28 protein-coding genes are annotated in these 25,088 nt (G+C 56.2%); 14 read left to right on the top strand and 14 right to left on the bottom strand.

The window, feature by feature from the left end; translation table 11 throughout:
• Window positions 1-8 precede the first annotated feature (8 nt).
• From tyrS to anmK, 4 genes are all read right to left on the bottom strand, one after another.
• Window positions 9-1,283, bottom strand: a complete 1,275-nt coding sequence (gene tyrS / locus R0140_RS12015; RefSeq protein ID WP_012968045.1) for a tyrosine--tRNA ligase — start codon at window positions 1,281-1,283, stop codon at window positions 9-11.
• A gap of 124 nt (window positions 1,284-1,407) precedes the next feature.
• Window positions 1,408-2,064, bottom strand: a complete 657-nt coding sequence (gene pdxH / locus R0140_RS12010) for a pyridoxamine 5'-phosphate oxidase (protein WP_032731006.1) — start codon at window positions 2,062-2,064, stop codon at window positions 1,408-1,410.
• Window positions 2,065-2,121: 57 nt separating this feature from the next.
• Window positions 2,122-2,445, bottom strand: coding sequence for a C-type lysozyme inhibitor (mliC, locus tag R0140_RS12005; protein WP_032691200.1), 324 nt, complete (start codon window positions 2,443-2,445; stop codon window positions 2,122-2,124).
• A 92-nt stretch (window positions 2,446-2,537) separates the two neighbouring features.
• Complete coding sequence (gene anmK, locus R0140_RS12000) at window positions 2,538-3,662, bottom strand: anhydro-N-acetylmuramic acid kinase (RefSeq protein ID WP_032735788.1); 1,125 nt, start codon at window positions 3,660-3,662, stop codon at window positions 2,538-2,540.
• A gap of 268 nt (window positions 3,663-3,930) precedes the next feature.
• On the opposite strand from anmK, the gene slyB reads away from it, so the two are divergent.
• Together slyB and R0140_RS11990 are read left to right on the top strand one after the other, a co-directional pair.
• On the top strand, window positions 3,931-4,398 hold the full coding sequence (slyB, locus tag R0140_RS11995; protein WP_008804633.1) for an outer membrane lipoprotein SlyB: 468 nt from the start codon (window positions 3,931-3,933) through the stop codon (window positions 4,396-4,398).
• Between the two features lie 220 nt (window positions 4,399-4,618).
• A complete protein-coding gene (locus R0140_RS11990) occupies window positions 4,619-5,980 on the top strand; it encodes a sensor domain-containing diguanylate cyclase (RefSeq protein WP_048268501.1) in 1,362 nt (453 codons plus the stop codon).
• Window positions 5,981-6,016: 36 nt separating this feature from the next.
• Here R0140_RS11990 and slyA read toward each other — a convergent pair whose 3' ends face one another.
• Entirely contained in the window at window positions 6,017-6,457 is a 441-nt protein-coding gene (gene slyA / locus R0140_RS11985) for a transcriptional regulator SlyA (protein WP_008804631.1), read from the bottom strand.
• Between the two features lie 172 nt (window positions 6,458-6,629).
• Between slyA and R0140_RS11980 the strand changes: the two genes are divergently transcribed.
• Genes R0140_RS11980 through R0140_RS11970 form a run of 3 tightly spaced genes read left to right on the top strand, consistent with a single transcriptional unit; the run spans window position 6,630 to window position 9,797 of the window.
• Window positions 6,630-6,866: a DUF1656 domain-containing protein gene (locus tag R0140_RS11980; RefSeq protein ID WP_004143834.1), complete on the top strand. Its 237-nt coding sequence runs from the start codon at window positions 6,630-6,632 to the stop codon at window positions 6,864-6,866.
• A gap of 10 nt (window positions 6,867-6,876) precedes the next feature.
• Complete coding sequence (locus R0140_RS11975; RefSeq protein WP_012968041.1) at window positions 6,877-7,773, top strand: efflux RND transporter periplasmic adaptor subunit; 897 nt, start codon at window positions 6,877-6,879, stop codon at window positions 7,771-7,773.
• Complete coding sequence (locus R0140_RS11970; protein ID WP_012968040.1) at window positions 7,773-9,797, top strand: FUSC family protein; 2,025 nt, start codon at window positions 7,773-7,775, stop codon at window positions 9,795-9,797. The genes R0140_RS11975 and R0140_RS11970 overlap by 1 nt, the downstream gene beginning before the upstream one ends.
• On the opposite strand, the gene sodC is transcribed toward R0140_RS11970, so the two are convergent.
• From sodC to R0140_RS11955, 3 genes are all read right to left on the bottom strand, one after another.
• Window positions 9,790-10,311, bottom strand: coding sequence for a superoxide dismutase [Cu-Zn] SodC (gene sodC, locus R0140_RS11965; protein WP_022066457.1), 522 nt, complete (start codon window positions 10,309-10,311; stop codon window positions 9,790-9,792). The genes R0140_RS11970 and sodC overlap by 8 nt on opposite strands.
• 69 nt (window positions 10,312-10,380) lie before the next feature.
• On the bottom strand, window positions 10,381-11,277 hold the full coding sequence (locus R0140_RS11960) for an aldo/keto reductase (protein WP_008804627.1): 897 nt from the start codon (window positions 11,275-11,277) through the stop codon (window positions 10,381-10,383).
• Window positions 11,278-11,325: 48 nt separating this feature from the next.
• Window positions 11,326-11,568 (bottom strand): DUF1289 domain-containing protein, encoded by a 243-nt coding sequence (locus R0140_RS11955; RefSeq protein WP_008804626.1) that lies wholly within the window; start codon window positions 11,566-11,568, stop codon window positions 11,326-11,328.
• A 139-nt stretch (window positions 11,569-11,707) separates the two neighbouring features.
• Between R0140_RS11955 and R0140_RS11950 the strand changes: the two genes are divergently transcribed.
• The 4 genes from R0140_RS11950 to rnt all read left to right on the top strand — a co-directional run bounded on the left by R0140_RS11950 (window position 11,708) and on the right by rnt (window position 14,729).
• The gene (locus tag R0140_RS11950; RefSeq protein WP_008804625.1) at window positions 11,708-12,307 is read left to right on the top strand and encodes a TetR/AcrR family transcriptional regulator; all 600 of its coding nucleotides are present in this window, start codon (window positions 11,708-11,710) and stop codon (window positions 12,305-12,307) included.
• A 53-nt stretch (window positions 12,308-12,360) separates the two neighbouring features.
• Window positions 12,361-13,458 carry an alkene reductase gene (locus R0140_RS11945; RefSeq protein ID WP_008804624.1) on the top strand — a complete coding sequence of 366 codons (1,098 nt, stop codon included), beginning with the start codon at window positions 12,361-12,363 and terminating at the stop codon, window positions 13,456-13,458.
• A gap of 78 nt (window positions 13,459-13,536) precedes the next feature.
• Window positions 13,537-13,944, top strand: coding sequence for a lactoylglutathione lyase (gene gloA, locus R0140_RS11940; protein WP_002907764.1), 408 nt, complete (start codon window positions 13,537-13,539; stop codon window positions 13,942-13,944).
• 137 nt (window positions 13,945-14,081) lie between these two features.
• A complete protein-coding gene (rnt, locus tag R0140_RS11935) occupies window positions 14,082-14,729 on the top strand; it encodes a ribonuclease T (RefSeq protein WP_008804623.1) in 648 nt (215 codons plus the stop codon).
• Window positions 14,730-14,776: 47 nt separating this feature from the next.
• Here the strand turns inward: rnt and R0140_RS11930 are convergent, their stop codons facing one another.
• On the bottom strand, window positions 14,777-15,124 hold the full coding sequence (locus R0140_RS11930; protein WP_002907768.1) for a Grx4 family monothiol glutaredoxin: 348 nt from the start codon (window positions 15,122-15,124) through the stop codon (window positions 14,777-14,779).
• 340 nt (window positions 15,125-15,464) lie between these two features.
• On the opposite strand from R0140_RS11930, the gene R0140_RS11925 reads away from it, so the two are divergent.
• Complete coding sequence (locus R0140_RS11925; protein ID WP_012968037.1) at window positions 15,465-16,337, top strand: C40 family peptidase; 873 nt, start codon at window positions 15,465-15,467, stop codon at window positions 16,335-16,337.
• Here R0140_RS11925 and R0140_RS11920 read toward each other — a convergent pair.
• Window positions 16,292-16,777, bottom strand: a complete 486-nt coding sequence (locus R0140_RS11920; protein WP_032740455.1) for a helix-turn-helix domain-containing protein — start codon at window positions 16,775-16,777, stop codon at window positions 16,292-16,294. The two genes, R0140_RS11925 and R0140_RS11920, sit on opposite strands and share 46 nt — an antisense overlap.
• Before the next feature lie 482 nt (window positions 16,778-17,259).
• On the opposite strand from R0140_RS11920, the gene sodB reads away from it, so the two are divergent.
• Window positions 17,260-17,841: a superoxide dismutase [Fe] gene (gene sodB / locus R0140_RS11915; RefSeq protein WP_002907771.1), complete on the top strand. Its 582-nt coding sequence runs from the start codon at window positions 17,260-17,262 to the stop codon at window positions 17,839-17,841.
• A gap of 62 nt (window positions 17,842-17,903) precedes the next feature.
• Here the strand turns inward: sodB and R0140_RS11910 are convergent, their stop codons facing one another.
• Both R0140_RS11910 and R0140_RS11905 read right to left on the bottom strand, forming a co-directional pair.
• Window positions 17,904-19,070: an MFS transporter gene (locus R0140_RS11910; protein ID WP_002907773.1), complete on the bottom strand. Its 1,167-nt coding sequence runs from the start codon at window positions 19,068-19,070 to the stop codon at window positions 17,904-17,906.
• 167 nt (window positions 19,071-19,237) lie between these two features.
• Entirely contained in the window at window positions 19,238-19,330 is a 93-nt protein-coding gene (locus R0140_RS11905) for a cytochrome bd-I oxidase subunit CydH (protein ID WP_012968036.1), read from the bottom strand.
• Between the two features lie 292 nt (window positions 19,331-19,622).
• Here R0140_RS11905 and purR point away from each other — a divergent pair, with 292 nt between their 5' ends.
• Window positions 19,623-20,648, top strand: a complete 1,026-nt coding sequence (gene purR / locus R0140_RS11900; protein ID WP_004202888.1) for an HTH-type transcriptional repressor PurR — start codon at window positions 19,623-19,625, stop codon at window positions 20,646-20,648.
• Window positions 20,649-20,667: 19 nt separating this feature from the next.
• Here the strand turns inward: purR and punR are convergent, their stop codons facing one another.
• Window positions 20,668-21,579 carry a DNA-binding transcriptional activator PunR gene (gene punR, locus R0140_RS11895; RefSeq protein ID WP_012541515.1) on the bottom strand — a complete coding sequence of 304 codons (912 nt, stop codon included), beginning with the start codon at window positions 21,577-21,579 and terminating at the stop codon, window positions 20,668-20,670.
• A gap of 112 nt (window positions 21,580-21,691) precedes the next feature.
• Between punR and punC the strand changes: the two genes are divergently transcribed.
• Window positions 21,692-22,873: a purine nucleoside transporter PunC gene (gene punC, locus R0140_RS11890; protein WP_012541514.1), complete on the top strand. Its 1,182-nt coding sequence runs from the start codon at window positions 21,692-21,694 to the stop codon at window positions 22,871-22,873.
• A gap of 293 nt (window positions 22,874-23,166) precedes the next feature.
• Window positions 23,167-24,315 carry a cyclopropane fatty acyl phospholipid synthase gene (cfa, locus tag R0140_RS11885; protein WP_008804616.1) on the top strand — a complete coding sequence of 383 codons (1,149 nt, stop codon included), beginning with the start codon at window positions 23,167-23,169 and terminating at the stop codon, window positions 24,313-24,315.
• A gap of 35 nt (window positions 24,316-24,350) precedes the next feature.
• Here cfa and R0140_RS11880 read toward each other — a convergent pair whose 3' ends face one another.
• A complete protein-coding gene (locus R0140_RS11880) occupies window positions 24,351-24,986 on the bottom strand; it encodes a riboflavin synthase (protein ID WP_012541513.1) in 636 nt (211 codons plus the stop codon).
• Between the last annotated feature and the right edge of the window lie 102 nt (window positions 24,987-25,088).

Genomic DNA, 25,088 nt, shown 5'->3' with positions numbered 1-25,088 from the left:
TTTATTTTTTATTTCCAGCAGACCAGGCAGTAATTCTTTTTACCGCGACGCAGTAAGGTGTAGCGGCCGAACAGACGGTCGCTGTCGCTGAATACATATTCCGGGTCGGCCTGTTTTTCACCGTTGATGGTCACCGCGTTCGAGGCAACGGTTTTACGCGCCTGACCGCGGGACGGCTGCAGCTCGGAATCCACCAACGCCTGCAGGAGATCGGCGCCTTTTTCCATTTCGATCATCGGCACGCCATCCTGCGCCAGCTGTTCGAAATCTGCTTCGCTCAGGTCGCTCAGGTTACCGTTGAACAGGCTTTCGGTAATGCGCTTCGCCGCTTCCAGGCCTTCTTCGCCGTGGACCAGGCGCGTCACCTGCTCTGCCAGCACGTACTGGGCGCGCGGCGCTTTACCGCTGTTTTTGTCTTCTTCTTCCAGAGCATTGATCTCCGCCATGTCCATAAAGGTGAAGAACTTGAGGAAGCGATAGACATCAGCATCCGCGGTGTTGATCCAGAACTGGTAGAATTTGTACGGACTGGTTTTCTTCGGATCCAGCCACACGGCGCCGCCTTCGGTTTTACCGAATTTGGTGCCGTCTGCTTTGGTGATCAGCGGAACCGTCAGGCCAAACACCTGGTTCTGGTGCAGGCGACGGGTCAGATCGATACCGGAGGTGATGTTGCCCCACTGGTCGGAGCCGCCGATCTGCAGCGCTACGCCGTGCAGCTTGTTCAGGCAGGCAAAGTCGTACCCTTGCAGCAGGTTGTAGGAGAACTCGGTAAAGGAGATACCCTGATCGTCACGATTCAGACGCTGCTTCACCGCTTCTTTGTTGATCATCTGGTTAACAGAGAAGTGTTTGCCGATATCGCGCAGGAAGGTCAGCACGTTCATGCTGCCAAACCAGTCATAGTTGTTCGCCGCGATCGCCGAGTTGTCGCCACAGTCAAAATCAAGGAACGGGGCCACCTGTTTGCGGATTTTATCCACCCACTCCTGCACGGTATCCTCGGTATTTAGCTTACGCTCAGCGGCTTTAAAGCTTGGGTCGCCAATCAGACCGGTTGCGCCGCCCACCAGCGCTACAGGTTTATGACCTGCCTGCTGGAAGCGTTTCAGGCATAACAATGGAACAAGATGCCCCAAATGCAAGCTGTCAGCGGTAGGGTCGAAGCCGCAATAGAGCGCGATCGGGCCTTGCGCCAGTCGCTCTGCTAACGCTTCCTCGTCCGTCACCTGGGCTACCAGCCCCCGCTCTTGCAATTGTTTAATCAAGTTACTGCTTGCCATCAAATTCTCCATGTATAAACGACTGCACCTCTGCCGGTACACGACTTTTCGCCAGATGCGAAAAGTACATAGAATAAAGCGCCGGCCCTTTCAGCGCCAGCGCTTCGATAACTAATTTCGGCGTTTACGGTGCCAGGCGGTCTATTTTCCAGGCGCCATTATCACGCTGGTATAAAAAGCGGTCATGCAGCCGATGTTCGCCCCCCTGCCAGAACTCCATCTGCTCGACGCTGACGCGGAATCCGCCCCAGAAACTCGGCAGCGGCACTTCCCCCTGCTGGAATTTCTGCTTCAGCTCGAGGAATTTGCTCTCCAGGATCCCGCGGGCGGAAATGCGACTGGACTGCTGGGAGACCCAGGCGCCGATTTGGCTATCGCGCGGACGGCTGTGGAAATATTTGACCACCTCCAGCGTCGACAAGCGCTCCGCTTTGCCGATCACCATCACCTGGCGCTCCAGCATATGCCACGGAAACAGCAGGCTCACCTGGGGATTTTTTTCAATCTGATGGGCTTTGCGGCTGCCAAGGTTGGTATAAAACACCAGCCCTTTTTCATCGTAATGCTTCAGCAGCACAATACGCTGGTAAGGTTGGCCGCGCTCATCAACGGTAGCAACCACCATCGCGGTCGGGTCTGCGAGTTTCGCGTCACAGGCCTGACGCAGCCAGCGTTCAAACAGCGGCAGGGGTTCAGCAGGAAGATCGTGGCGACGCAAACCGCCACGGGTATATTCACGGCGCAAGTGCGCGATTTGCTGGAGTTCGTCGTTATCAGACATGGCCATTGAGGATGTAGTCATAAGGTGGCGTTATTGTGCGCCCCCCCGACAGAAATCTCAACGTTTGGCCGTCTGCAGCTGACAGTTATCGAGGATGATGCGATCGCGTTTATAGACGGTAGCGGTATCGCCCTTCGACCAGAAGACGTAGACGCCGTCGGTGTAGCGCGCCCCCGAAGCCGACAGCCCCTCAGCCAGGTTCAGTTGCTGATTATCATAGATAAAACTCACCTGTTGGCGGGTGTTATTGCGATGGACCGTTAACGGTTTCTGGTCGCATTGATACTCCAGCGTGTCCGTCTGCATCCGCTCGACAAACTGGTTGTAGTAGCTACAGCCCGCCAGCATAAAAGGTACAACTGCGATAAGAATTTTTTTCATTCGTTTGCCTTCGACTTTCCCGGTCACGGAGGGCACTCCGCCCACCGCTTAACTTGTCCAGTTTACCGGTCGCGCCGTGTTTAAGATTTCAGTTAACTCCGATTCTGCGGCGGGTTAGCCGGGAAAATGGCGCCCAGCACCGTGGCTTCGCTGGCGCCGGTCACTGAGGGAAGATTACCCGGCAGCCCCGCCAGCGTGCGCCAGGCCAGCCAGGCAAAGGCCAGCGCCTCCATATCATCGCCGCTGATCCCCGCCTCATCGGTGGTGGAGACTTCGGTTCCCGGCAGCAGTGCCGCCAGGCGCGCCATTAACAAGGGGTTACGCGCGCCGCCGCCGCACACTAACAAACGCTCGCAGCCGCCGCTTAACAATACCTGCTCACTGATGGTCACAGCGGTTAATTCCGCCAGCGTGGCCTGCACATCCTGCCCACGCAGTCCCGAATAACGGGCCAGATGTTTTTCCAGCCAACCGTAATTGAAATATTCACGACCGGTGCTTTTCGGCGCCGGTAAAGCAAACCACGGATCGCTCAGCATGTCCTGCAGCAGCGGCAGCATCACTTTACCTTCGCTGGCCCACTGGGCATCCTTATCATACGGTTTACCCTGCTGACGCCAGATCCAGGCGTCCAGCAACATATTTCCCGGCCCGGTATCATAGCCGCGCACCGGCTGCCCCGGCACCAGCAGCGACACGTTGGCGATACCACCGATATTCAACACCATCCGCCGTTCAATGGGATGCGCCAGCAGCGCATGATGAAATGCCGGGACCAACGGCGCCCCCTGCCCGCCAAGCGCCATATCACGCCGGCGAAAATCCCCCACCACCGTGACGCCGGTATGCGCGGCGATCTGGTTGTTGTCGCCGATTTGCAGCGTGTGCGGCGCGTCGCCTTGCGGTTCATGCCATACGGTCTGTCCATGGCAGCCGATAGCGATAACGTCGGTGGGCTTGAGATATTCCTGGCGCATCAGCGCCAGTACGGCATCGGCAAACAGCCGCCCCAGACGAGTGTCCAGACGCCCCAGTTGTGAGAGGGTCAACGACTGGCCCTGGCAAATCGCGAGGATCTCTTCTTTTATTGGGTGTGGTATGGGCCAGGTGAGACTGGCCTGCTGCGCCACGATGTTTTCGTTGATGGCGGCCAATACGACATCGATACCATCAAGGCTGGTACCGGACATAACGCCAATAAAGCGACCCGATCTCATACGTTTTTCCTTCATTCCATGACCCTCGTATACGCCTCACTCCACCATAAAGCGCCCGCTAATGCTATGTTGTTATAATACTTTTTAACAATAGAGCGACATTTCAGAGAACACCGTAAAGAACCGGCGTTTAGTCTAGGTTGAAGCATCATTAATTATTATTTTTTGTATAGTCAGGGCGGAAGCTATGCCCGCCGGCGACTAAATGCCATATAATTAACCGTATGGACGTTCAATTGAACACCTTCGGTGAACAGGAGATTCATAAATGATTTTACGTGTTTTGGCTGTATCGATGATTGGTTTTACGCTCGCAGGCTGCGTGAGCAGCAGCGGCCTGTCCGGCGACGTTTATTCCGCATCTGAAGCCAAACAGGTGCAGAGCGTAACTTACGGTACGATTGTGCATACGCGCGCCGTGCAGATCCAGAGCGGCGACGACAGCAATGCCATCGGCGCCATTGGCGGTGCAGTGCTCGGCGGGTTCCTCGGCAACACCATCGGCGGCGGTACCGGACGCTCTCTTGCCACCGCGGCTGGCGCGGTCGCGGGCGGCGTCGCAGGCCAGGGCGTTCAGGGTGCAATGAACAAAACCCAGGGCGTAGAACTGGAAATCCGTAAGGATGATGGCAACACCATTCTGGTGGTGCAGAAACAGGGCAGCACGCCGTTCTCTGTGGGTCAGCGCGTCGCCATTGCCGGCAGCGGCAGCCAGGTCACCGTTTCTCCTCGATAACACCCCTTGCGATGCGGCCCGTTGCGCCGCATCGTATTTTTCAGCCGCGGTTATTCCACCGTAATAGATTCGTATTAGCAATCAGATATATTATATTCAAGTAGTTCATCAATCATTGCGCCTGCGCAATATCTTATCTCACCGCCCCCACTACTCTCAGATTGTCATAATACTTTGTCGACTGAACGTCGCTGTTGGTTTTCTCTCTGGGATCTTGCCTATGCTCAAACATGTCAATCATGTTGCTAAACGTTTTATTATATATGTTTTTATTTGCTTACTGGCCGGGTTCGGCATTGCCGGAGTGACCGCTTTTTTTCATACCAGTTTCAGCACTACCTCATCAATATTATTTCCTCTACTGACCAGCTTTCTGATGGTCTTTCATATTACTATTGCCTGTTTTATGGGCATGAAATACTGGAGCAACAAGCGCCGCCTGTACCTTACACCTGTTGCTTTCGGCTTTGCCTGTTCAGCGCTGCTGATGCTGGGCACCCTCAGCAGCTATCCGGACTGGCTTACCTGCAGCACGACCCCGGTCATTAATCAAAATGACGCCGTTATCTATTATTTCTTTCGCAATATAATGATGGCTGTATTATTCATGTCATCTATTGTTTTGTATTACTTCCGCCAGCGCATCATGCACTCGCTGAAAGCACACATAATTACATTCGCGGCATGTATCGTTTTTACATTAACAATTATTTTTTTATCGTGGGTGTACTCCAGCCACTCGCCGTGGCTGAGCGTCAATTTTATCGACGATCTTAGCCATACCTTCACGCCACTGTGGCAAAGTATTATCGGCTGGCTGCTGATGGCTATCTGGTTTATCACGCTTATTTTATTAATTAGCCTGAGTAAATTACGCAATATTTTCTGGTTTAGCGGCGCTTTTTTTTGCAGCGCTTATCTTTACACCCTCTTCCAGCTAGTCTCCACCGCCGGGGACCTCGATCAGACCTGGTACCAGGCGCGTTTTTTCGAAACGCTTTGTACCCTGTTCCTGATTCTGGTGCTGCTGGTCGACGTCTTTATGCTCTACCGTGAGTCTAACCATAAGTATGTCAACTCGTACCAGAACTCGATTCGCGACCCGTTGACCCGGCTTTATAACCGCAGCTTCTTCTACGACACCCTGAACCAGCAGCTGGCGAAGGTAAACCCCCAACATCCGCTGTCAGTGATTATCAGTGACCTCGATCATTTCAAACGCATCAATGATAACTACGGCCACGTCGCCGGCGACAAGGTGATCCAGTTTGCCGCCTCGGTGCTGGAGAACCATTCGCGCGTGGATGACGCTGCTGCCCGCATTGGCGGTGAGGAGTTTGCCCTGCTGCTGGTCAACACCGCCGAGAAAGACGCCCTGGCGATCGCCGAGCGTATCCGCCTGGCCGTCAACGCTGAGCAACACCCTCTGCCGGAGCGAATGACCATTAGTATGGGGTTGTATACGACGCGCGATAGAAGCGTGAGCGCAGAAACGTGCGTCGAGCGCGCAGATGCGGCCATGTATGAAGCGAAAAACAGCGGGCGTAATCGGGTGGTGGTCTGGCGTCACCCTGGCGACTAAAAAAAACGGCCCGGGGCAACCCGGGCCGCTAAAAAATTAATCTTTTGCCTGGAGATCGAGGATATTTTGTTCAAGTTTACGAATTAAGTGGAGCAACGTTTCCACTTCCTGCTTTGACACCCCCGACAGGATTTCATCGCGGGTCTTGCCTATCACCTCTTCCATCTCATTGATCAACGGTTCAGCTTTTTCAGTGAGCTTGATGCGTTTGGCCCGCCGGTCGCTTGAACAGGTCTGGCGAGAAATAAGCCCTTTCTCCTCCAGCTGATCGAGCGTGCGCACCAGCGACGGCTGTTCAATGCCGATGGCTTTCGCCAGCTGGATCTGCGACTGCTCAGGCGGCAGCTGGTGGATGTTATGCAGCGTGACCCAGTGAGTCTGCGTTAACTCCAGAGGTTTCAGGCGATGGTCGATTAGCGCGCGCCAAACGCGGACTAAACGTGCCAGATCAGAACCAAGTGGCGATTCCAATTTCATCTCCTTATAATTAGCTTGCTAAGTTATTATACTGATTTTAGAATAGTGTGCAGCATTTGAATTATCAAAACAAATGAATTACTTGATTCAACAAAAACCAAAACAATGATTTACACTGTTATAGCGTAGCACGCTCTGAGGTTACCCCTGTAATGGCAAAGGATTTTTGCTTGTGAAACTGAGTCTTAACACATCCGGATTGCCGCTGCAGGACCTGGTGTTCGGCGCGTCCGTCTATTTCCCTCCGCTGTTCAAAGCCGTCTTATTAGGTTTTTTTATCTGGTTGTTTTTACATCGTCAGCTGCGTGACTGGATGTATGCCGGCGACATCTGGCATCCCCTGCTGATGGATCTCTCCCTGTTCGCGCTCTCGGTCTGTCTGGCCCTGGTGTTACTGATTGCCTGGTGATGTCCTTGCTATGAAAAAACTAAAATATCTGTCAACGCTGTTGGTTGCGGCCATCGCCCTGATCGCCGCATGGCTGTTATGGAATTTCTACACCCAGTCCCCCTGGACCCGCGACGGCAAAGTGCGTGCAGAGCAGGTCGGGATCACCCCTCAGGTCTCCGGTAGCATTCTGCAGTTGAACGTGACGGACAACCAACGGGTCAACGCCGGGGATGTTCTGTTCACTATCGACGACACCCCCTACCGTATCGCCGTGCTGAACGCCCAGGCGCAGCAGGCGAAAGCGCAAGCCGAGGTAGCGAAAGCGCAGGCTGAGCAAACGAAGGCCGCCAGCGAGGCACGTCGTCGTCGCAACCTGTCGCAGAATGCGATCTCGGCTGAAGATCTTGAGAATGTCAACACCGCGCTGAATACGGCCACCACCAACCTGGCGGCCGCCAGAGCGGGACTGGGCGTCAGCGAAGCGATGCTGAAACATGCGCAATGGCAGCTAAGCCAAACAACGGTCAAAGCGCCAGTGGACGGCTGGGTGACCAACCTCTCCACCCGCGTCGGCGATTACGCCACTACCGGCCACCCGGTCTTTGCTCTGGTAGACAGCCACTCGTTTTACGTGCTGGGCTACTTTGAAGAGACCAAACTGCGTCATATCCGCATCGGCGATCCGGCGCAGATTATTCTCTACAGTAATCAGCAGACGCTGCACGGGCATGTCGCCAGCATCGGCCGGGCAATTGTCGATCAGAGCGTGGAACAGGGAACCGGGCTGGTGGCCAACATCAAACCGAATATCCCCTGGGTACGCCTCGCGCAGCGCGTTCCGGTGCGGATTGCCTTTAATGAGCTACCGGCGGACGTCACTCTGGTCTCCGGCACCACCTGCACTGTCTCGATCGGCGGGCAGTAATGAATCTGCAGGCCCTGTCGTGGCGCACACTGCCCTGGGTTAAAGCCACCCGTCCACAGTGGCGATACGCGTTGCGTAACGGCATCGCTATGTGTCTCGCGTTAAGCATCGCCTACGCGCTGGATCTCGATGAGCCGTACTGGGCGATGACCTCCGCGGCAGTGGTCAGCTTTCCCACCGTCGGCGGCGTGATCAGTAAAAGCTTTGGCCGCATCGCCGGCAGCCTGCTCGGCGCCTGCGCCGCCCTGCTGCTGGCGGGCCATACGCTGAACGATCCCTGGCTGTTTCTGTTCAGTATTTCCGGCTGGCTGGCGCTGTGCACCTGGGCCTGCGCGCTGTTCACCAACAACGTGGCCTACGCCTTTCAGCTTGCCGGCTATACCTGCGCCATCATCGCGTTTCCGGTGATTAACATCAGCGACAGCTACGAACTTTGGGTGATCGCTCAGTCGCGCGTCTGCGAAGTCATCGTTGGGATCCTCTGCGGCGGACTCATGATGATGATCCTGCCCAGCACCTCCGACGGCAGCAACCTGCTGACGGCCCTGAAAACCATGCACGCCCGGCTGCTGGAGCACGCCAGCCTGCTGTGGGTGCCGGAGACGACGGATGCCATCCGCACCGCTCACGAAAGCGTGATTGGTCAGATCCTCACCATGAACCTGCTGCGCATCCAGGCCTTCTGGAGTCACTACCGCTTCCGTCGGCAGAATCCCCTGCTGAACTACCTGCTGCATCAGCAGCTCCGAATGACCAGCGTCATTTCCAGTCTGCGACGTATGTTGCTGAACTGGCCGGACGCGCCGGCGAACACTCGTCAGGTGCTGGAGTCGCTGCTTGCTGAACTCGCTGCTCCCCATGCTGACAGCTATCATGTCGCCCGCATTCTGGCGCCTCTGGCGCCGCCGCCGGAGGCCGATTACCGTCATATCGCCTTTTGGGCGCGACTGCGCTATTTCTGTCGCATTTATCTGGAAAGCAGTCGCTGGATCCGCCGGGTAGAGAATGCGTCGGCGATCGCCGAGTTCAACGTACCTTCGGCGCCAGCCCTGGCCCGCCACACCGACCAGGCAGAGGCCTTGCTCAATGGCATCCGTACTTTTTGCGCGCTGGTGGCGATTGGCGCATGGGGGATCAGCACCCAGTGGACCAGCTGCGCGGCTGCCCTGACCCTGGCCTCCATCTGCTGCGTGCTCTATTCGGTCTCGGCTTCGCCGTTTCGATCGCTGACGCTGCTGATGCAGACCCTGGTGCTGCTGTCGCTGTTCAGTTTTGTGGTGAAGTTCGGCCTGATGGTGCAGATAACCGACCTGTGGCAGTTTCTGCTATTTCTGTTCCCGCTCCTGACCACCATGCAGTTGCTCAAGCTACAGTGGCCCAAATATGCCGGCCTGTGGGGACAGCTTATCGTGTTTATGGGCTCGTTTATCTCCGTCACCAATCCGCCGGTGTACGACTATGCGGCTTTTTTCAATGATAACTTAAGCAAGATTGTCGGCGTGGGCTTTGCCTGGCTGGCTTTTGCGGTGCTCAGCCCGGGATCGGATGCCCGTAAAGGACGGCGCCATATCAGAGCGTTACGGCGTCACTTTGTCGATCAGCTCAGCCGCCATCCCCAGCACAGCGAACATGAATTTGAATCGCTGGTGTACCACCATGTCAGCCAGCTCAGTCAGAGTAAAGATGCCCTGGCACGGCGCTGGCTACTACGTTGGGGGGTGGTGCTGCTCAACTGCTCGCACGTCGTCTGGCAGCTTCGGGAATGGGAAACCCGCTCCGATCCCCTCGCCCAGGTGCGCGACCTGTGCATCAATTTGCTGCGCGATGTGATGAGCGAGCGCGGCGTGCAGCAGCGCCCGCTGGCCTCCACCCTGCAGGAACTGCTGCGGATCTGCGACGTCCTGAACCACCATCATCAGCCAGCGGCCCGGGAGCTGGCCGCCGCAATCTGGCGACTGTATTGCGCCCTGTCACAGCTGGAACAGGCCCCGATCGCCGGCACGATTGGCGAAAAGACTACTTAATCACCCCGCAGGCAAACCGCTCGCCGCCGCCGCCCAGCGGCTGCGGGTTGTCGGCCATATTATCGCCGCCCACGTGGACCATCAGCGCTTTCCCCTTCACCTCATTCAGCATTTTCAGACGTGGGGCAATAATTGGCTGGTCGGCCACGCCCGCGTCGTTGACCACCAGCAGAGGCAGATCGCCAAGATGCCCGGTGCCCAGCGGCCCTTCGTGTTTCCCGGTATGTTGCGGGTCATAATGTCCGCCCGCCGCCCCGGCGGCCACCGCTTTGCCCTCTTTCATCGCCGGCTGGCAGCTGCCTTCGGCATGAATATGAAAGCCGTGCTTGCCCGGCGGCAACGCCCGCAGTTCGGGGGCGAACTCGAGGCCGCGGTCGGTTTCGGTGATTTTTACACTGCCGATGGACTGCCCGACGCCCTGGGGCGTCACGAGATTAAGTTGAACATCTTCACTGACGGCCTGTGCGCCAGCGCAAAATGCGAGGGATAAGATCGCGAGAATACATCGTTGCATAACACCTCCGGATGGCTGTCTCCCTGTTAAGTGTAAACCAGGAACGCCTTTCCGGAGGCGAAATGCCCGTTACGGTACGTCGTAACCGAGCGCGGCTTTGCGGATACGGAACCACTGCTGACGGGTCATGCTAAGTTTTTCGGCCACGATCGCGGAACGCACTCGTTCGATTTTGCCCGAGCCGATAATCGGCAGCGGCTGCGAGGGCAGACGCAATATCCAGGCGTAGACCACCTGCTCGATGCTGTCGGCATTGAGCTCATGCGCTACCTGCGCCAGCTCATCGCGCAGCGGCTGGAAGCCCTCTTCATTGAACAGGCGTCCGCCGCCAAGGCAGGACCACGCCATCGGACGAATACGCAGCTGCTGCAGCTGATCGAGCGTGCCGTCGAGCAACAGCGGCTGATGCACCGGCGAGATTTCGACCTGATTGGTGGCCAGGGTAAACGGCAGACGCGACTGCAGAAGAGTGAACTGGGCTGGGGTAAAGTTAGATACGCCAAAGTGGCGCACTTTTCCGCTGTGATGCAGCGCGAGGAACGCCTCAGCCACTTCATCGGCATTCATTAGCGGATCCGGCCGATGGATCAGCAGCAGATCGAGATGGTCCGTCGCCAGATTACGCAGCGATTGCTCAGCGCTCAGCACGATGTGGTCGCGGTCGGTGATATAGTGGCCGATGGTGTTTTCAGCCCGCGCCCGGGTGGCGATGCCGCATTTGCTGACAATTTCCATGCGATTACGCAGATGCGGCGCCAGCTTCAGCGCTTCGCCAAAGGCAGCCTCACACTGATAATCGCCATAGATATCGGCGTGATCGACAGTGGTTACGCCTAAATCGAGATGCTGTTCAATAAAGCTGACCAGCTCGCCTGGCGACATTTTCCAGTCCATCAGACGCCAGTAGCCCATCACAAAACGCGAAAATTCCGGCCCCTGGGGAGCCATAGCAATACGCTGAACCATAACCGCTTCCTCAATAAAAAAGTGTACTGAGTATACGTACTTTTTGGTTTAAAACAGTGAGGGTTGCTGCGGTTCTTCCGCCGGTTCCGGCTTGTTCGCGCGTATTTTGCGCAGCAGCCGTTGGCGGCAGAGACGCAACACCTCCTGTTTCTGCGCATCGCTCATCGTTTGCCAGTTAAAACGTTCCTCACGGCTGCGGAAACAGCCGCGACAGTAGCCGCGCTCGTCGGTCTGACATATTCCCCGGCACGGGCTCTGCACCGGGAAAAACTCTAACTGCTCTGCCACCACACGCCTCCTGTCCCCTCGTCTCCTTTCATTGAAGACGTTTCCCCGCGCCGACGCAAATTTTGTTCACTACGTGCTGCGCCAGCTAACATTTTTCCGCCGACGCTTGCATTAGACCAATCGGTCTACTACAGTGTGCTCCATGAACAGACACAGCGAATGCGATACCCGAGAACATATCCTGGTCACCGGCGAGCAGCTCTGTATGCATCGCGGTTTTACCGGAATGGGCTTGAGCGAACTTCTGAAGACGGCGGAAGTGCCTAAGGGCTCTTTCTACCATTACTTCCGCTCTAAAGAAGCCTTCGGCGTCGCGCTGCTCGAACATCACTACACCGGATATCTGCAGCGCCTGGTCGACCACTTCGATCATGGCGACGGCAACTATCGTGACCGCCTGCTGGCTTATTATCAGCACACGCTGAATCAGTTCTGCCAGCAGGGGATTATTAGCGGCTGTCTTACCGTCAAGTTGTCGGCAGAGGTTTGCGACCTGTCGGAAGATATGCGTACCGCCATGGACCATGGTGCCAGTCAGATTATCGCCCTGCTGGGCGACGCGCTGGAGAAAGGACGTCAGGAAGGCAGTCTGGCGTTTGACGGCGAGGCCATGACCCTGTCGCAGGTGCTGTATTCCCTGTGGCTCGGGGCCAACCTGCAGGCCAAAATTACGCGTAGCGCAAGGCCGCTGGAAAGCGCCCTTGCCCACGCCAAACAGATTATTGCGGCGCCTGCGGTATAACAGGCGTTTTTATTTCATCAGTTACTAGACGACCGGTCTACTCAGGAGTCACTATGTCGGAAGCAAAATTATTCAGCCCGTTGAAAGTCGGTGCGGTCACCGTCCCTAATCGCGTATTTATGGCGCCGTTGACGCGTCTGCGCAGCATCGAGCCGGGCGATATCCCTACCCCGCTGATGGGCGAATACTACCGCCAGCGCGCCAGCTCCGGCCTGATCATCACCGAAGCGACGCAGATTTCTGCCCAGGCCAAAGGCTATGCCGGCGCGCCAGGCCTGCACAGCCCGGAGCAGATTGCCGCCTGGCAGAAAATCACCGCCGGTGTTCATGCGGAAAATGGCCGTATCGCCGTCCAGCTGTGGCACACCGGGCGTATTTCCCATAGCAGCCTGCAACCTGGCGGCGCCGCGCCGGTAGCACCGTCTGCGCTGAGCGCCGGTACTCGCACCTCCCTGCGCGATGAAAACGGCCATGCTATTCGCGCCGACACCTCGATGCCGCGTGCCCTGGAAACCGAAGAGATCCCGGGGATCGTCGACGATTTCCGTCAGGCGGTCGGCAATGCCCGTGACGCTGGCTTCGATCTGGTTGAGTTGCACTCGGCCCACGGCTATCTGCTGCACCAGTTCCTCTCGCCGTCGGCGAACCAGCGTACCGATCAGTACGGCGGCAGCGTGGAGAACCGCGCCCGTCTGGTACTGGAAGTGGTCGACGCCGTGAGCAAAGAGTGGAGCGCTGACCGGATCGGCATCCGCGTGTCGCCGATTGGCAGCTTCCAGAATGTGGATAATGGCCCGAACGAAGAAGAAGACGCACTGTATCTGATTAGCGAACTGGCGAAACGCGGTATCGCCTATCTGCACATGTCCGAGCCGGACTGGGCGGGCGGCAAGCCGTACAGCGAAGCCTTCCGTCAGAAAGTTCGCGACCGCTTCCCGGGCGTGATCATTGGCGCTGGCGCCTACACGGTAGAAAAAGCCAACGATCTTATCAATAAAGGGCTGATTGATGCTGTGGCCTTTGGCCGCGATTATATCGCCAACCCGGATCTGGTGGCCCGCCTGCAGAAAAAAGCGGCACTCAACCCGCAGCGCCCGGAAACCTTCTATGGCGGCGGCGCGGAAGGCTACACCGACTACCCTACGCTGTAATCCCTCCATTGATAGCGGCGACGTATCGCCGCTATACTCAAGGTTCTGATCTATCAAATAAACTGCATAGGGGACATTATGCGCTTACTCCACACCATGCTGCGCGTTGGCGACCTGCAACGTTCTATCGACTTCTATACCAACGTGTTGGGCATGAAGCTGCTGCGCACCAGCGAAAACCCGGAATACAAATACTCCCTCGCCTTTGTCGGCTACGGCGAAGAGAGCGAAACCGCGGTGATCGAACTGACCTACAACTGGGGCGTGGACAGCTATGAGCTGGGTACGGCCTACGGCCATATCGCGCTGAGCGTCGACAACGCCGCCGAAGCCTGCGAACGGATCCGCCAGAACGGGGGCAACGTCACCCGTGAAGCCGGCCCGGTAAAAGGCGGCACCACCGTCATCGCCTTCGTGGAAGATCCGGACGGTTACAAAATCGAGCTCATTGAAGAGAAAGATGCCGGCAAAGGTCTGGGCAACTAACGCTTCCCGAGCCAGGCCTCTTTAATGCCATGGCTCGCCCGGGCGCTGCGGCGCCCGTTGTTTTCACCCCTGCCTGCTGCAAGCCGCGGCAAAATTTGCCATAATGCGCGCTACTTTTTTCCAGCTAAGAGAATCTGATGTCCGAGAATGCTCAACTGAATGGTCTGTGCGACCGTTTCCGCGGTTTTTATCCGGTGGTGATTGATGTTGAAACCGCAGGATTTAATGCCAAAACCGACGCCCTGCTGGAGATCGCCGCCATTACGTTGAAGATGGATGAGCAAGGCTGGCTGATGCCCGATGAAACGCTGCATTTCCATGTTGAACCTTTCGAGGGCGCCAATCTGCAGCCCGAAGCGCTGGCCTTTAACGGAATTAACCCGCACGACCCGGAGCGCGGCGCCGTCAGCGAATACGATGCCCTGCATGCCATCTTCAAAATGGTACGCAAAGGGATGAAAGAGAGCGACTGCAGCCGGGCGATCATGGTGGCGCACAATGCGACCTTTGACCACAGCTTCACCATGACCGCCGCCGAACGCGCGGGGCTTAAACGCAATCCGTTCCATCCGTTTGTTACCTTCGACACCGCCGCGCTGAGCGGGCTGGCGCTGGGCCAGACGGTGCTGTCGAAAGCCTGTATCGCCGCGGGTATGGCCTTCGATGGCGCGCAGGCCCACTCCGCCCTGTACGATACCGAGCAGACGGCGCAGCTGTTTTGTGAGATTGTGAACCGCTGGAAGCGTCTGGGCGGCTGGCCGCTGCCCGTGGCCACCCCGGAGTAATAAAAAAAGCGACTTCCAGGAAGTCGCTTTTTTACGGATGGCGGGAATTACTCCGCTTTCGGCTCGTCGGTGTGGTACTTCGCCGCCGTCTCTTTGATCAGCTGCTGCAGTTCACCGCGCTGGTACATTTCGATGACGATATCGCAGCCGCCCACCAGTTCACCGTCTACCCACAGCTGCGGGAAAGTCGGCCAGTTGGCGTATTTAGGCAGCTCGGCGCGGATATCCGGGTTCTGCAGGATATCAACGTAAGCAAAACGTTCGCCACAGGCGGACAGCGCCTGAACGGCCTGGGCAGAGAAACCGCAGCTTGGCAGCTTCGGCGACCCTTTCATGTACAACAGGATCGGGTTTTCAGCGATTTGGCGTTGGATCTTTTCTAAAGTCGAGCTCATTGTCGTGCTTCCTTAAACTTCTTTCTACGGCAGTAACTTGTCATTGTAGCGTCCTGTAGGCAGGACGGATAATAACATTTTTTTCACTATTCATATTTTATCTTCTGTTGCGCGAAGTTGCCTTAAAAATATCATTTTGCCGTCGCAGGCGGGCGCTCATTGCGCATTTTCTGTGCGAGACGGTCAATGTCTGACGCGTTTTCTTGCAATCGTTAACCAATCGACATTTTTGATACAAAAGAATATTAACTTTCCGGGTTTTTATGCTTTAGAATCATTCCGGTTTGTCATTCATCGTCAGGCATTTGTACATGTCTGTAATTAATCAGGGGATTGCTCAGTGGCGCGGCTAAACAAAATCGCGATATCGCTCTGTGCATTACTGTTCACATCTATCTCATTCACGCCACTGGCTCAGGCGTCAGGGCATACGCACGCCTCCGCTTCGCCAAAGGCGTTGCCCGCGAAAAGTGGCTCAGAGCGCAAGAAAAAAGCTACCAGTCAAAAAAGTAAAACCACCGCTAAAACCACCAGTAAAAAGTCCTCGAGCACCCGGCTCCCTTCCCGCACTACCGCAGCAAGCCAAACCGCACTTCATCGTCAGGCCGCCGGCGCGACGAAAAAATGCGTGCTGCGTAAAGGTTATAAAAAGCAGTGCGCGAAAACAGTCGCCGCCAGCGCCGAGCCGACCCTGGCGCTGAACAGCGTCAAAAGCAAATGCGTGGTGCGTAAGGGCTATAAAAAACGCTGTAAACCTGAGGCCAGCGATGCGAATTTAACGATCGCCGACGCCCATAAAGTCCGGGTGCAGAAAGCGCAAAGTACCGCCATGAACAAATTGATGGGCCAGTTGGGTAAACCCTATCGCTGGGGCGGCACCTCGCCACGTACCGGTTTTGACTGCAGCGGACTGGTTTATTACGCCTATAAGGACCTGGTCAAAATTCACATCCCGCGTACGGCTAATGAAATGTACCACCTGCGCGATGCGCGTCCGGTGGATCGTGATGAACTGCAGAGCGGCGATTTGGTCTTCTTCCGCACCCGCGGACGCGGTACTGCCGACCACGTTGGCGTCTACGTCGGCAACGGGAAATTTATTCAGTCACCACGCACAGGTCGTGATATACAAATCACCTCCCTGAGCGAGGATTACTGGGTTCGCCATTATGTTGGCGCTCGTCGCGTCATGACTCCGAAAACCATTCGCTGATCCTGGTCTGCCGCTACGGCGGCAGACCGCCTCATCTGCGCGTCTTTCCCTTCTACCGTCAAAGGATACTGCATATTCATCTCCTTGCCCGGCGCTTCCCGACGATAGCGGGTGGGCGACATACCAAAGTGACGGTGAAAGGTCCGGCAGAAAGCGGCCTGTCCGTCGTATCCCAGGCACTGAGAAATACTCTGTATCGACGCTTGCGTCTGCGTTAAATAGATTGTCGCAATGGTCATTTTTCGCCGACTGACGTAGTTCGCCAGCGTGCAGCCGGTCACCATGGCGAACTGCCGCTGGAAATACCAGTGCGAATAACCGGACTTTTTCGCAATCGTGCTGACCGGCAGGGTGTCTAAAATATGGGCTTCGATCCAGTCAACGATCCCCTGCACAACCGGGATCATCTTCGGGCTCACCGCCTCACCTGTTTTTGCCATCGTAGCCATCCTGTGGGAAATTCATGTCGGCGGTCATATTTGTCATACAAATAGCAAAATAGACAATGAATTATTGGCATAGCGGCGATTGCCTGGGCGCATATTTTAATTAAACCATTAATTTTAAAGACATATCACCCTCAACCATGATGCGCGGCTGCGATCGTCAGAGAAAAACAGAAGACGTTAAACCTTCCCTGCGAGAGTCGGAAAAGCGCAGACGGCGTCTCCTTATACATTTTTGCAACATCTGCGAGCGGTTTGACGCCTCGCCCCGTAGAAAACGGTTAAGCCTTCATCAGTTGCGCCTGCGGCAATAGCCTTTATCGTTGTAAGGCTTTTCACTGCTTGCGGCAAATGTTAACATTCTCAATACAATAACAGCCCGTGACGCGACAGCGTCGGGTGGCCAGAACACGATTCAGATGAAAACCTCATCTTGTCAATGTGAGATAAAACAAAAAGTTATAAGGAGAGTAGCAATGTCGTTTGAATTACCTGCATTACCATATGCAAAAGACGCCCTGGCGCCGCACATTTCCGCAGAAACCCTGGAATATCACTACGGTAAACACCACCAGGCGTATGTCACTAACCTCAACAACCTGATCAAAGGCACTGCGTTCGAAGGCAAATCTCTTGAAGAGATCGTCCGCACTTCTGAAGGCGGCGTATTCAACAACGCAGCCCAGGTCTGGAACCACACCTTCTACTGGAACTGCCTGGCGCCGAACGCCGGCGGCGAACCGGAAGGCGAGTTAGCGGCCGCGATTGCCAAATCCTTCGGCAGCTTTGCGGATTTTAAAGCCAAATTTACCGATGCCGCAGCGAAAAACTTCGGCGCGGGCTGGACCTGGCTGGTCAAAAATGCCGACGGCAGCCTGGCTATCGTCTCCACCAGCAACGCCGGTACCCCGCTGACCACCGACGCGAAGCCGCTGCTGACCGTTGACGTCTGGGAACACGCCTACTACATCGACTACCGCAATGCCCGTCCAAGCTACCTGGACCATTTCTGGGCGCTGGTTAACTGGAAGTTTGTTGCGGCCAACCTGGCGGCATAAACGACAAACCGCAGCAGGGTCTCCCCGGCTGCGGTTTTTTTTAGCCCTTCCCTACACTCGCGTTACTGGCTGGCAAAGGCCTCTTCCGGCTGCGCTCGTCCGCTGAACCAGACCAGCAGCAGCGCCAGACCGGCGATAATCGCCCCCATCACCGGCACAAACGCATAGCCCAGTCCGCCAGAGATCACCGCCCCACCGGCGGCGGCGCCCAGCGCGTTGCCGAGGTTGAACGCGCCGATATTCACCGAAGAAGAGAGCCCCGGCGCTTCATGCGCCACGCGCATGACCCGCATCTGCAGCGGCGGAACCACCGCAAAGGTGGCTGCGCCCCAGACAATCATGCTGATGGCCGCTCCAGCCTGGGATTGCGCCAGCAGCGGGATCGCCAGCATGATCGCCATCAGCAGCAGCAGAAAGCCTTTCAGCGTGCCAGAGACCGACCGGTCGGCGAATTTGCCGCCCAGATAGTTGCCCAGCGAAAAACCAACGCCAATCAGCACCAGCATCGCGGTAATAAACAGCGATGAAGCGTGGGTCAGCGTATTGAGCACTGGCGAGATATAGGTATACAGCGTAAACATTGCCCCGGCACCGAGCACGGTAGTCAGCAAGGCGGAGAGTACCTGCGGGCGTAGCAGGACTGAAAGCTCTTTTTTGACATCCGGGCGCTCACCGGCGCTGCCCTTCGGCAGAGAGAACCACAGACTGACCATCGCCAGCAGGCCTAACCCTGCGGTGGCCAGGAAGGACATCCGCCAGCCGATGGTTTCGCCAAGCCAGGTCGCCGCCGGTACACCGCCGATGTTGGCGATGGTGAGCCCCATAAACATCGTGGCTACCGCGCTGGCCTGCTTATGCTTTGGCACGACGCTGGCTGCGACCACTGATCCCAGGCCAAAGAAAGCACCGTGGTTAAGGCTGGTAATAATGCGCGACAGCAGCAAGGTGGTGTAATCCGGCGCAATGGATGACAACAGGTTGCCGACGGTGAAGATCCCCATCAGAAAAATCAGCGCATTGCGCCGTGCGCGATGCGACAACAGCAGCGTCATCAGCGGTGCGCCGACCATGACGCCGATGGCATACGCACTGATCAGCATTCCCGCTACCGGTATCGAGACGTCCACACCTTTCGCAATCACCGGCAGCAATCCCATCGGGGAGAACTCGGTGGTACCGATGCCAAAGGCGCCGATCGCCAGCGCAAGTAAAGGAAAGTTGATTTTCATTCAATGACTCCATCAGACCGTCAGAGACGACGGCGTAACATCAGAAGTCAAAAGCATGACATCAATCACAAAAAAACAAAAGTGAACGAAATGACAAAAGATTTTTGCAGAATTGATAATAATGGCGGGATACGGGGAGGAGGCCGCGCTCCTCCCTCACTGGAACATTAGTGCAGTATGGCGGTCAGGCTGAAAGCGACGATCACGCCGAGGGCAATAACCGTGGTGATCAGCGAAAACTTTAAATTGGTATCCATCATTTTTCCCTCTTGTTATCCCCACACCAAAAGTGAGCTTGCTCATTTTTGCACAAAAAATCGCAAAAATCTTCCGGGATTTAGGGCGATGCACATTTTTGCTCTTCCACTTTGCCCCAAGATCGGACAAAATCCCACGCTAATTTAAAAGCGTATCGGCCATTGACCCCTTCCTGTCGTTCTGTGTCGTTTTCCCGACGTGATGCAATGTTGAAAATTGTATTCAGGGTGTGTGTAGGCAAACGTTTACGTATCGATGATCAGGCGATCAGGTCAAGGCATGGAGTGAGATGTAATGGCAACTATTAAAGATGTAGCGAAGCGCGCAAACGTTTCCACTACAACTGTATCACATGTAATTAACAAAACCCGTTTCGTTGCCGAAGAGACGCGCAATGCGGTGTGGGCGGCGATTAAAGAGCTGCACTACTCGCCGAGCGCCGTGGCCCGCAGCCTGAAAGTCAATCATACAAAATCGATTGGTCTGCTGGCGACCAGTAGCGAAGCCGCCTATTTTGCTGAAATTATTGAGTCTGTTGAAAAGAGCTGCTTCCAGAAGGGCTACACCCTGATCCTCGGCAACGCATGGAACGATCCGGAAAAACAGCGCGCCTATTTGTCGATGATGGCACAGAAGCGTGTCGACGGCCTGCTGGTGATGTGTTCCGAATATCCGGATTCGGTATTGAGCATGCTGGAAGAGTATCGCCATATCCCGATGGTGGTGATGGACTGGGGCGAAGCAAAAGCCGACTTCACCGATGCGGTGATCGATAACGCCTTCCAGGGCGGCTATATCGCCGGACGCTACCTGATTGAACGTGGCCATCGTGAAATCGGCGTGATCCCGGGTCCGCTGGAGCGCAACACCGGCGCAGGCCGCCTGGCCGGCTTTATGCAGGCGATGAAAGAGGCGCATATCAGCGTGCCGGAAAACTGGATTGTGCAGGGCGACTTCGAGCCGGAGTCCGGCTACCGCGCTATGCAGCAGATCTTAAGCCAGCAGCACCGTCCGACGGCGGTGTTCTGCGGCGGCGATATCATGGCGATGGGCGCTATCTGCGCGGCGGATGAAATGGGGCTGCGGGTGCCGCAGGACATTTCGCTGATCGGTTATGATAATGTGCGTAACGCCCGCTATTTCAGCCCGGCGTTAACCACTATTCATCAGCCGAAAGATTCCCTGGGCGAAGCCGCATTTAACATGCTGTTGGATCGTATCGTTAATAAGCGTGAAGAGTCGCAGTCTATCGAAGTGCATCCTCGTCTGGTCGAACGCCGCTCCGTGGCGGATGGCCCGTTTGTCGATTATCGTCGGTAAGGCATCTGGCGGGCGCGGATCACTCCGGCGCCCGCAGCCATTCCCGATTCAGCGTGTCGCTGTCCCCCAGATAGTCGAGCATCCAGTTCAGCGCCGGTGAGGCATCACTCTGCTGCCAGGTCAGACAGCAGGCGGCATCCGGGAACGGATTCTCCAGCGCCAGCGCGGTCCACACGCCGCGATCTACCCATGGTCGGGCGAAATGGCTCGGCACCATGCCGACGCAGAGGCCCGCCGACAGACAGGTGGCCGACGATTCCCAGTCGGGGACCACCACCCTCTTCTGGTTATCCAGCAGCCAGGTTGTTCGTTTGGGCAGTGAACGTGACGTATCCTCCCGCACCAGCGACGGCCAGTTACGCAGGACATCATCGCTCAGGGGTCCCTCCATCTTCGCCAGCGGGTGATCGCTCGCCACCACGCAGTCCCAGCTCAGCATCCCCATATCGCGAAACGCATAGCGGCCCCCGACCGGAATAGATCGCGTTGCGCCAATCGCCAGTTCTACACGGCCGTCGGCCAGCGCATCCCATACGCCGTTGAACACTTCCTGGAAAACGATGAGCTCGACGTCGGGAAAATGGCGATAGAAATCGACGATCATCTGGCGCATCCGCGCCGGTTTCACAATATCATCCACCGCGATCGACAGCTGCCCGCGCCAGCCGTTGGCGATTTGCTGGCACTGCTGGCGGGTGATCTGCATTTTTTTGATAACAGAGCGCCCTTCCTGTAAGAACCAGACCCCTGCGGGCGTCAGCTCCACATCACGATGGCGGCGCTCAAACAAGGGAACGGCCAGCCACTCTTCAAGCTGACGCACGGTATAGCTGATGGCGGAGGGCACCCGGTGCAGCTCCTGCGCGGCCGCGCTGAAGCTGCCGTTGCGGGCTACGGCATCAACCACTTCCAGAGAGTATTCAGACCACATTTTCTGCCTGCAAAATTTTTGAATGCATGTGACAAATATTAGCGTTTCACAAGCCACAATGCACTCCCTACACTCTGCGGCATCGTACCTGTACTCCAAAAATGAGAACGTTATGTCACAACCTGGGAAAGGATTTTTAGTCTGGCTGGCCGGCCTGAGCGTGCTGGGCTTTCTGGCCACCGATATGTACCTGCCGGCGTTTGCCGCCATGCAGCAGGATCTCAATACCTCCGCTGCCTCCATCAGCGCCAGCCTGAGCCTGTTCCTCGCCGGCTTCGCGCTGGGGCAGCTGTTCTGGGGGCCGCTGTCGGACCGCTATGGGCGCAAACCGGTACTGTTGAGCGGCCTGGCAATTTTCGCGGCCGGCTGTCTGGGGATGCTGTGGGTGCACAACGCTACCCTGATGCTGGCGCTGCGCTTTTTGCAGGCGATTGGCGTCTGTGCCGCGGCCGTTACCTGGCAGGCGATGGTCACCGATTACTATCCTGCCCAGCGCACGAACCGCATCTTCGCCACCATTATGCCGCTGGTAGGACTGTCGCCAGCGCTGGCCCCGCTGCTGGGTAGCTGGCTACTGGTGCACTTCGAGTGGCAAGCCATCTTCGCCACCCTGTTTGCCATCACTCTGCTGCTGATGCTGCCTGCCCTGCGCCTGAAGGCAGCCGCAAAGTCGGTAGCAGTGACGCAGCAGAAGATCACCTTTCTCGCGCTGCTGCGCTCCCGGGAATACAGCGGCAACGTCCTGATCTACGCCGCCTGCTCCGCCAGCTTCTTCGCCTGGCTTACCGGTTCACCTTTTATCCTGCACGAAATGGGCTATGGCCCAACCGCTATCGGCCTGAGCTATATCCCACAGACCATCGCCTTTCTGGTGGGCGGCTATGGTTGTCGCGCGCTGCTGCAAAAATGGTCAGGACAACAGATGCTGCCGTGGCTGCTGGTGGTCTTCGCCGTCAGCGTTGCCGCCACCTGGCTGGTCGGCCTGCAAACGCATGCCTCGCTGGTGGCGTTAATGATCCCGTTCTGCATGATGGCGGTGGTCAACGGCGGGATCTATCCCATTGTGGTCGCCCAGGCGCTGAAACCCTTCCCGCAGGCAACGGGCCGCGCGGCGGCGCTGCAGAATACGCTGCAGCTGGGATTGTGCTTCCTGACCAGTTTGCTGGTATCGGCGCTGATCGCCACGCCGCTGCTGACCACCACCAGCGTGATGCTGGTCTCGATTGGCTTAGCCGGAATCGGCTATCGCCTGCAGCAAACGCCGGAGCTGACCCCCCACTCTTCCCACGCGTAACGCCCATCGCCGTTGCCCGGACCAGTCGTTAGCATGCTAAGAAAATTTTATTGAAAGCCAGTACTTAGCGTCCTATACTGGATCCGGGTTCACATAAATAGAAAATAGTTAAATATTAACGGATGCAGGATGCCTCCGTTTCACCATGGAAGGCCTTTCGGCAAGGGTTATCTCCCTTCCTCTGTTCTACGTCGGATAGCGACTTCACGGATTATCCGTGAGATTTCTCACAAAGCCAAAAAAGCGTCTACGCTGTTTTAAGGTTCTGATCACTTGGGCGTGATGGAGAAGCTATGAGTTCATCGTGTATAGAAGAAGTAAGTGTACCAAATGATGACTGGTACCGGATTGCAGCTGAATTATTGGGCCGTGCGGGAATAGAAATCAATGGCTCCGCGCCGTCAGACCTGCGAATTAAAAACCCTCTTTTCTTTAAACGTGTCCTGCAGGAGGGGTCGCTGGGGTTAGGCGAAAGCTATATGGACGGCTGGTGGGACTGCGAGCGTCTGGATATATTCTTCCACAAAGTGCTTCGCGCCGGACTGGAAAAACAGCTCCCTCACCATTTCAAAGATACACTCCGCATCGCAGGCGCTCGCCTGTTCAATCTGCAAAGTAAAAAACGCGCCTGGATTGTTGGCAAAGAGCATTACGATCTCGGCAACGATCTCTTCAGCCGAATGCTTGACCCCTACATGCAGTATTCCTGCGGATACTGGAAAGAGGCGCAAACCCTCGAAGCGGCGCAGCAGGCTAAACTGGACCTCATCTGTCGTAAGCTGGAGCTTGAGCCGGGGATGCGGGTACTGGACATCGGCTGTGGATGGGGCGGGCTCGCCGAGTATATGGCGCGAAATTACCAGGTCAGCGTTGTCGGCGTGACCATCTCCGCCGAGCAGCAAAAGATGGCCCAGGCGCGCTGCGCTGATCTTGACGTGGAGATTCGGCTCCAGGACTATCGCGATCTGCACGACAGCTTTGACCGTATCGTCTCCGTCGGTATGTTCGAGCACGTGGGACCGAAAAATTACGCCACCTACTTTGAGGTCGCGGATCGTAATTTGAAACCCAACGGCCGTTTCTTACTGCACACCATCGGTTCCAAAGTCACCGACCATAACGTCGACCCGTGGATCGATAAATATATCTTCCCCAACGGCTGTCTGCCGTCGGTTCGGCAGATCGCCGATGCCAGCGAGAAGCACTTTGTGATGGAAGACTGGCATAACTTCGGCGCCGATTATGACACCACCCTGATGGCCTGGTATGAGCGTTTTCTCGCCAGCTGGCCGGAAATTGCCGATAACTATTCTGAACGTTTCAAACGGATGTTCAGCTATTATCTGAACGCCTGCGCCGGCGCCTTCCGCGCCCGTGACATTCAGCTCTGGCAGGTAGTGTTCTCGCGCGGCATTGAACATGGGCTACGCATCGCCCGCTAACAAAATCTCCCCCGCTCACCGGCGGGGGATTTTTTTCAGGCTTCATTCACCTTAGACGCAACGTCTTTCGCGGCCAGCACGCGTTCAACCGTATCGACAACCGCCTGAGTTTGCGGGTCAATCTCAATATTGACGCGGTCACCCAGCTTTTTCGCGCCCAGCGTGGTCCGCTGCAGCGTTTCCGGGATAAGATGCACGCAGAAGCGGGTTGCCGTCACCTCGCCCACCGTCAGGCTAATGCCATCAATACCGATGAAACCTTTATAAAGGATATATTTCATCAGCGTCGGATCCTGCACTTTAAACCAGATCTGACGGTTATTTTCGGAAGTGAGGATCTTCACGATTTCCGCGGTGGTCATAATATGGCCGGACATCAGATGCCCGCCGATTTCATCACTGAATTTCGCCGCCCGCTCGACGTTCACTTCATCCCCGATCTGAATATCGCCGAGGTTGGTAATCCGCAGCGTCTCTTTCATCAGATCGAAGCTGATGTGCGCGCCGTTTATTTCGGTCACCGTCAGGCAACAGCCGTTATTGGCTACCGAGGCGCCGGTTTCCAGCCCCTCCAGCATATGCGCCGGTAGCTCCACCACATGGGTGCGAAAATTGGGTTTATCATCAATGGAGACCACTTTCGCGGTTCCCTGAACAATACCAGTAAACATGTTAGGCTCCTGTTGAAAATCATGACGGTATCATTACCGTTTTCGCTATCGGGAACAATAACAGGAGGGCAAAGCGGTTGCCAGCGCGCTTCGTGCCTCGAC

Origin of the sequence: Klebsiella sp. w6 (assembly GCF_033100215.1) — a bacterium.
Classification (GTDB): Bacteria; Pseudomonadota; Gammaproteobacteria; order Enterobacterales; family Enterobacteriaceae; genus Klebsiella; species Klebsiella variicola.
This window is presented reverse-complemented; position numbering and strand designations above follow the sequence as displayed.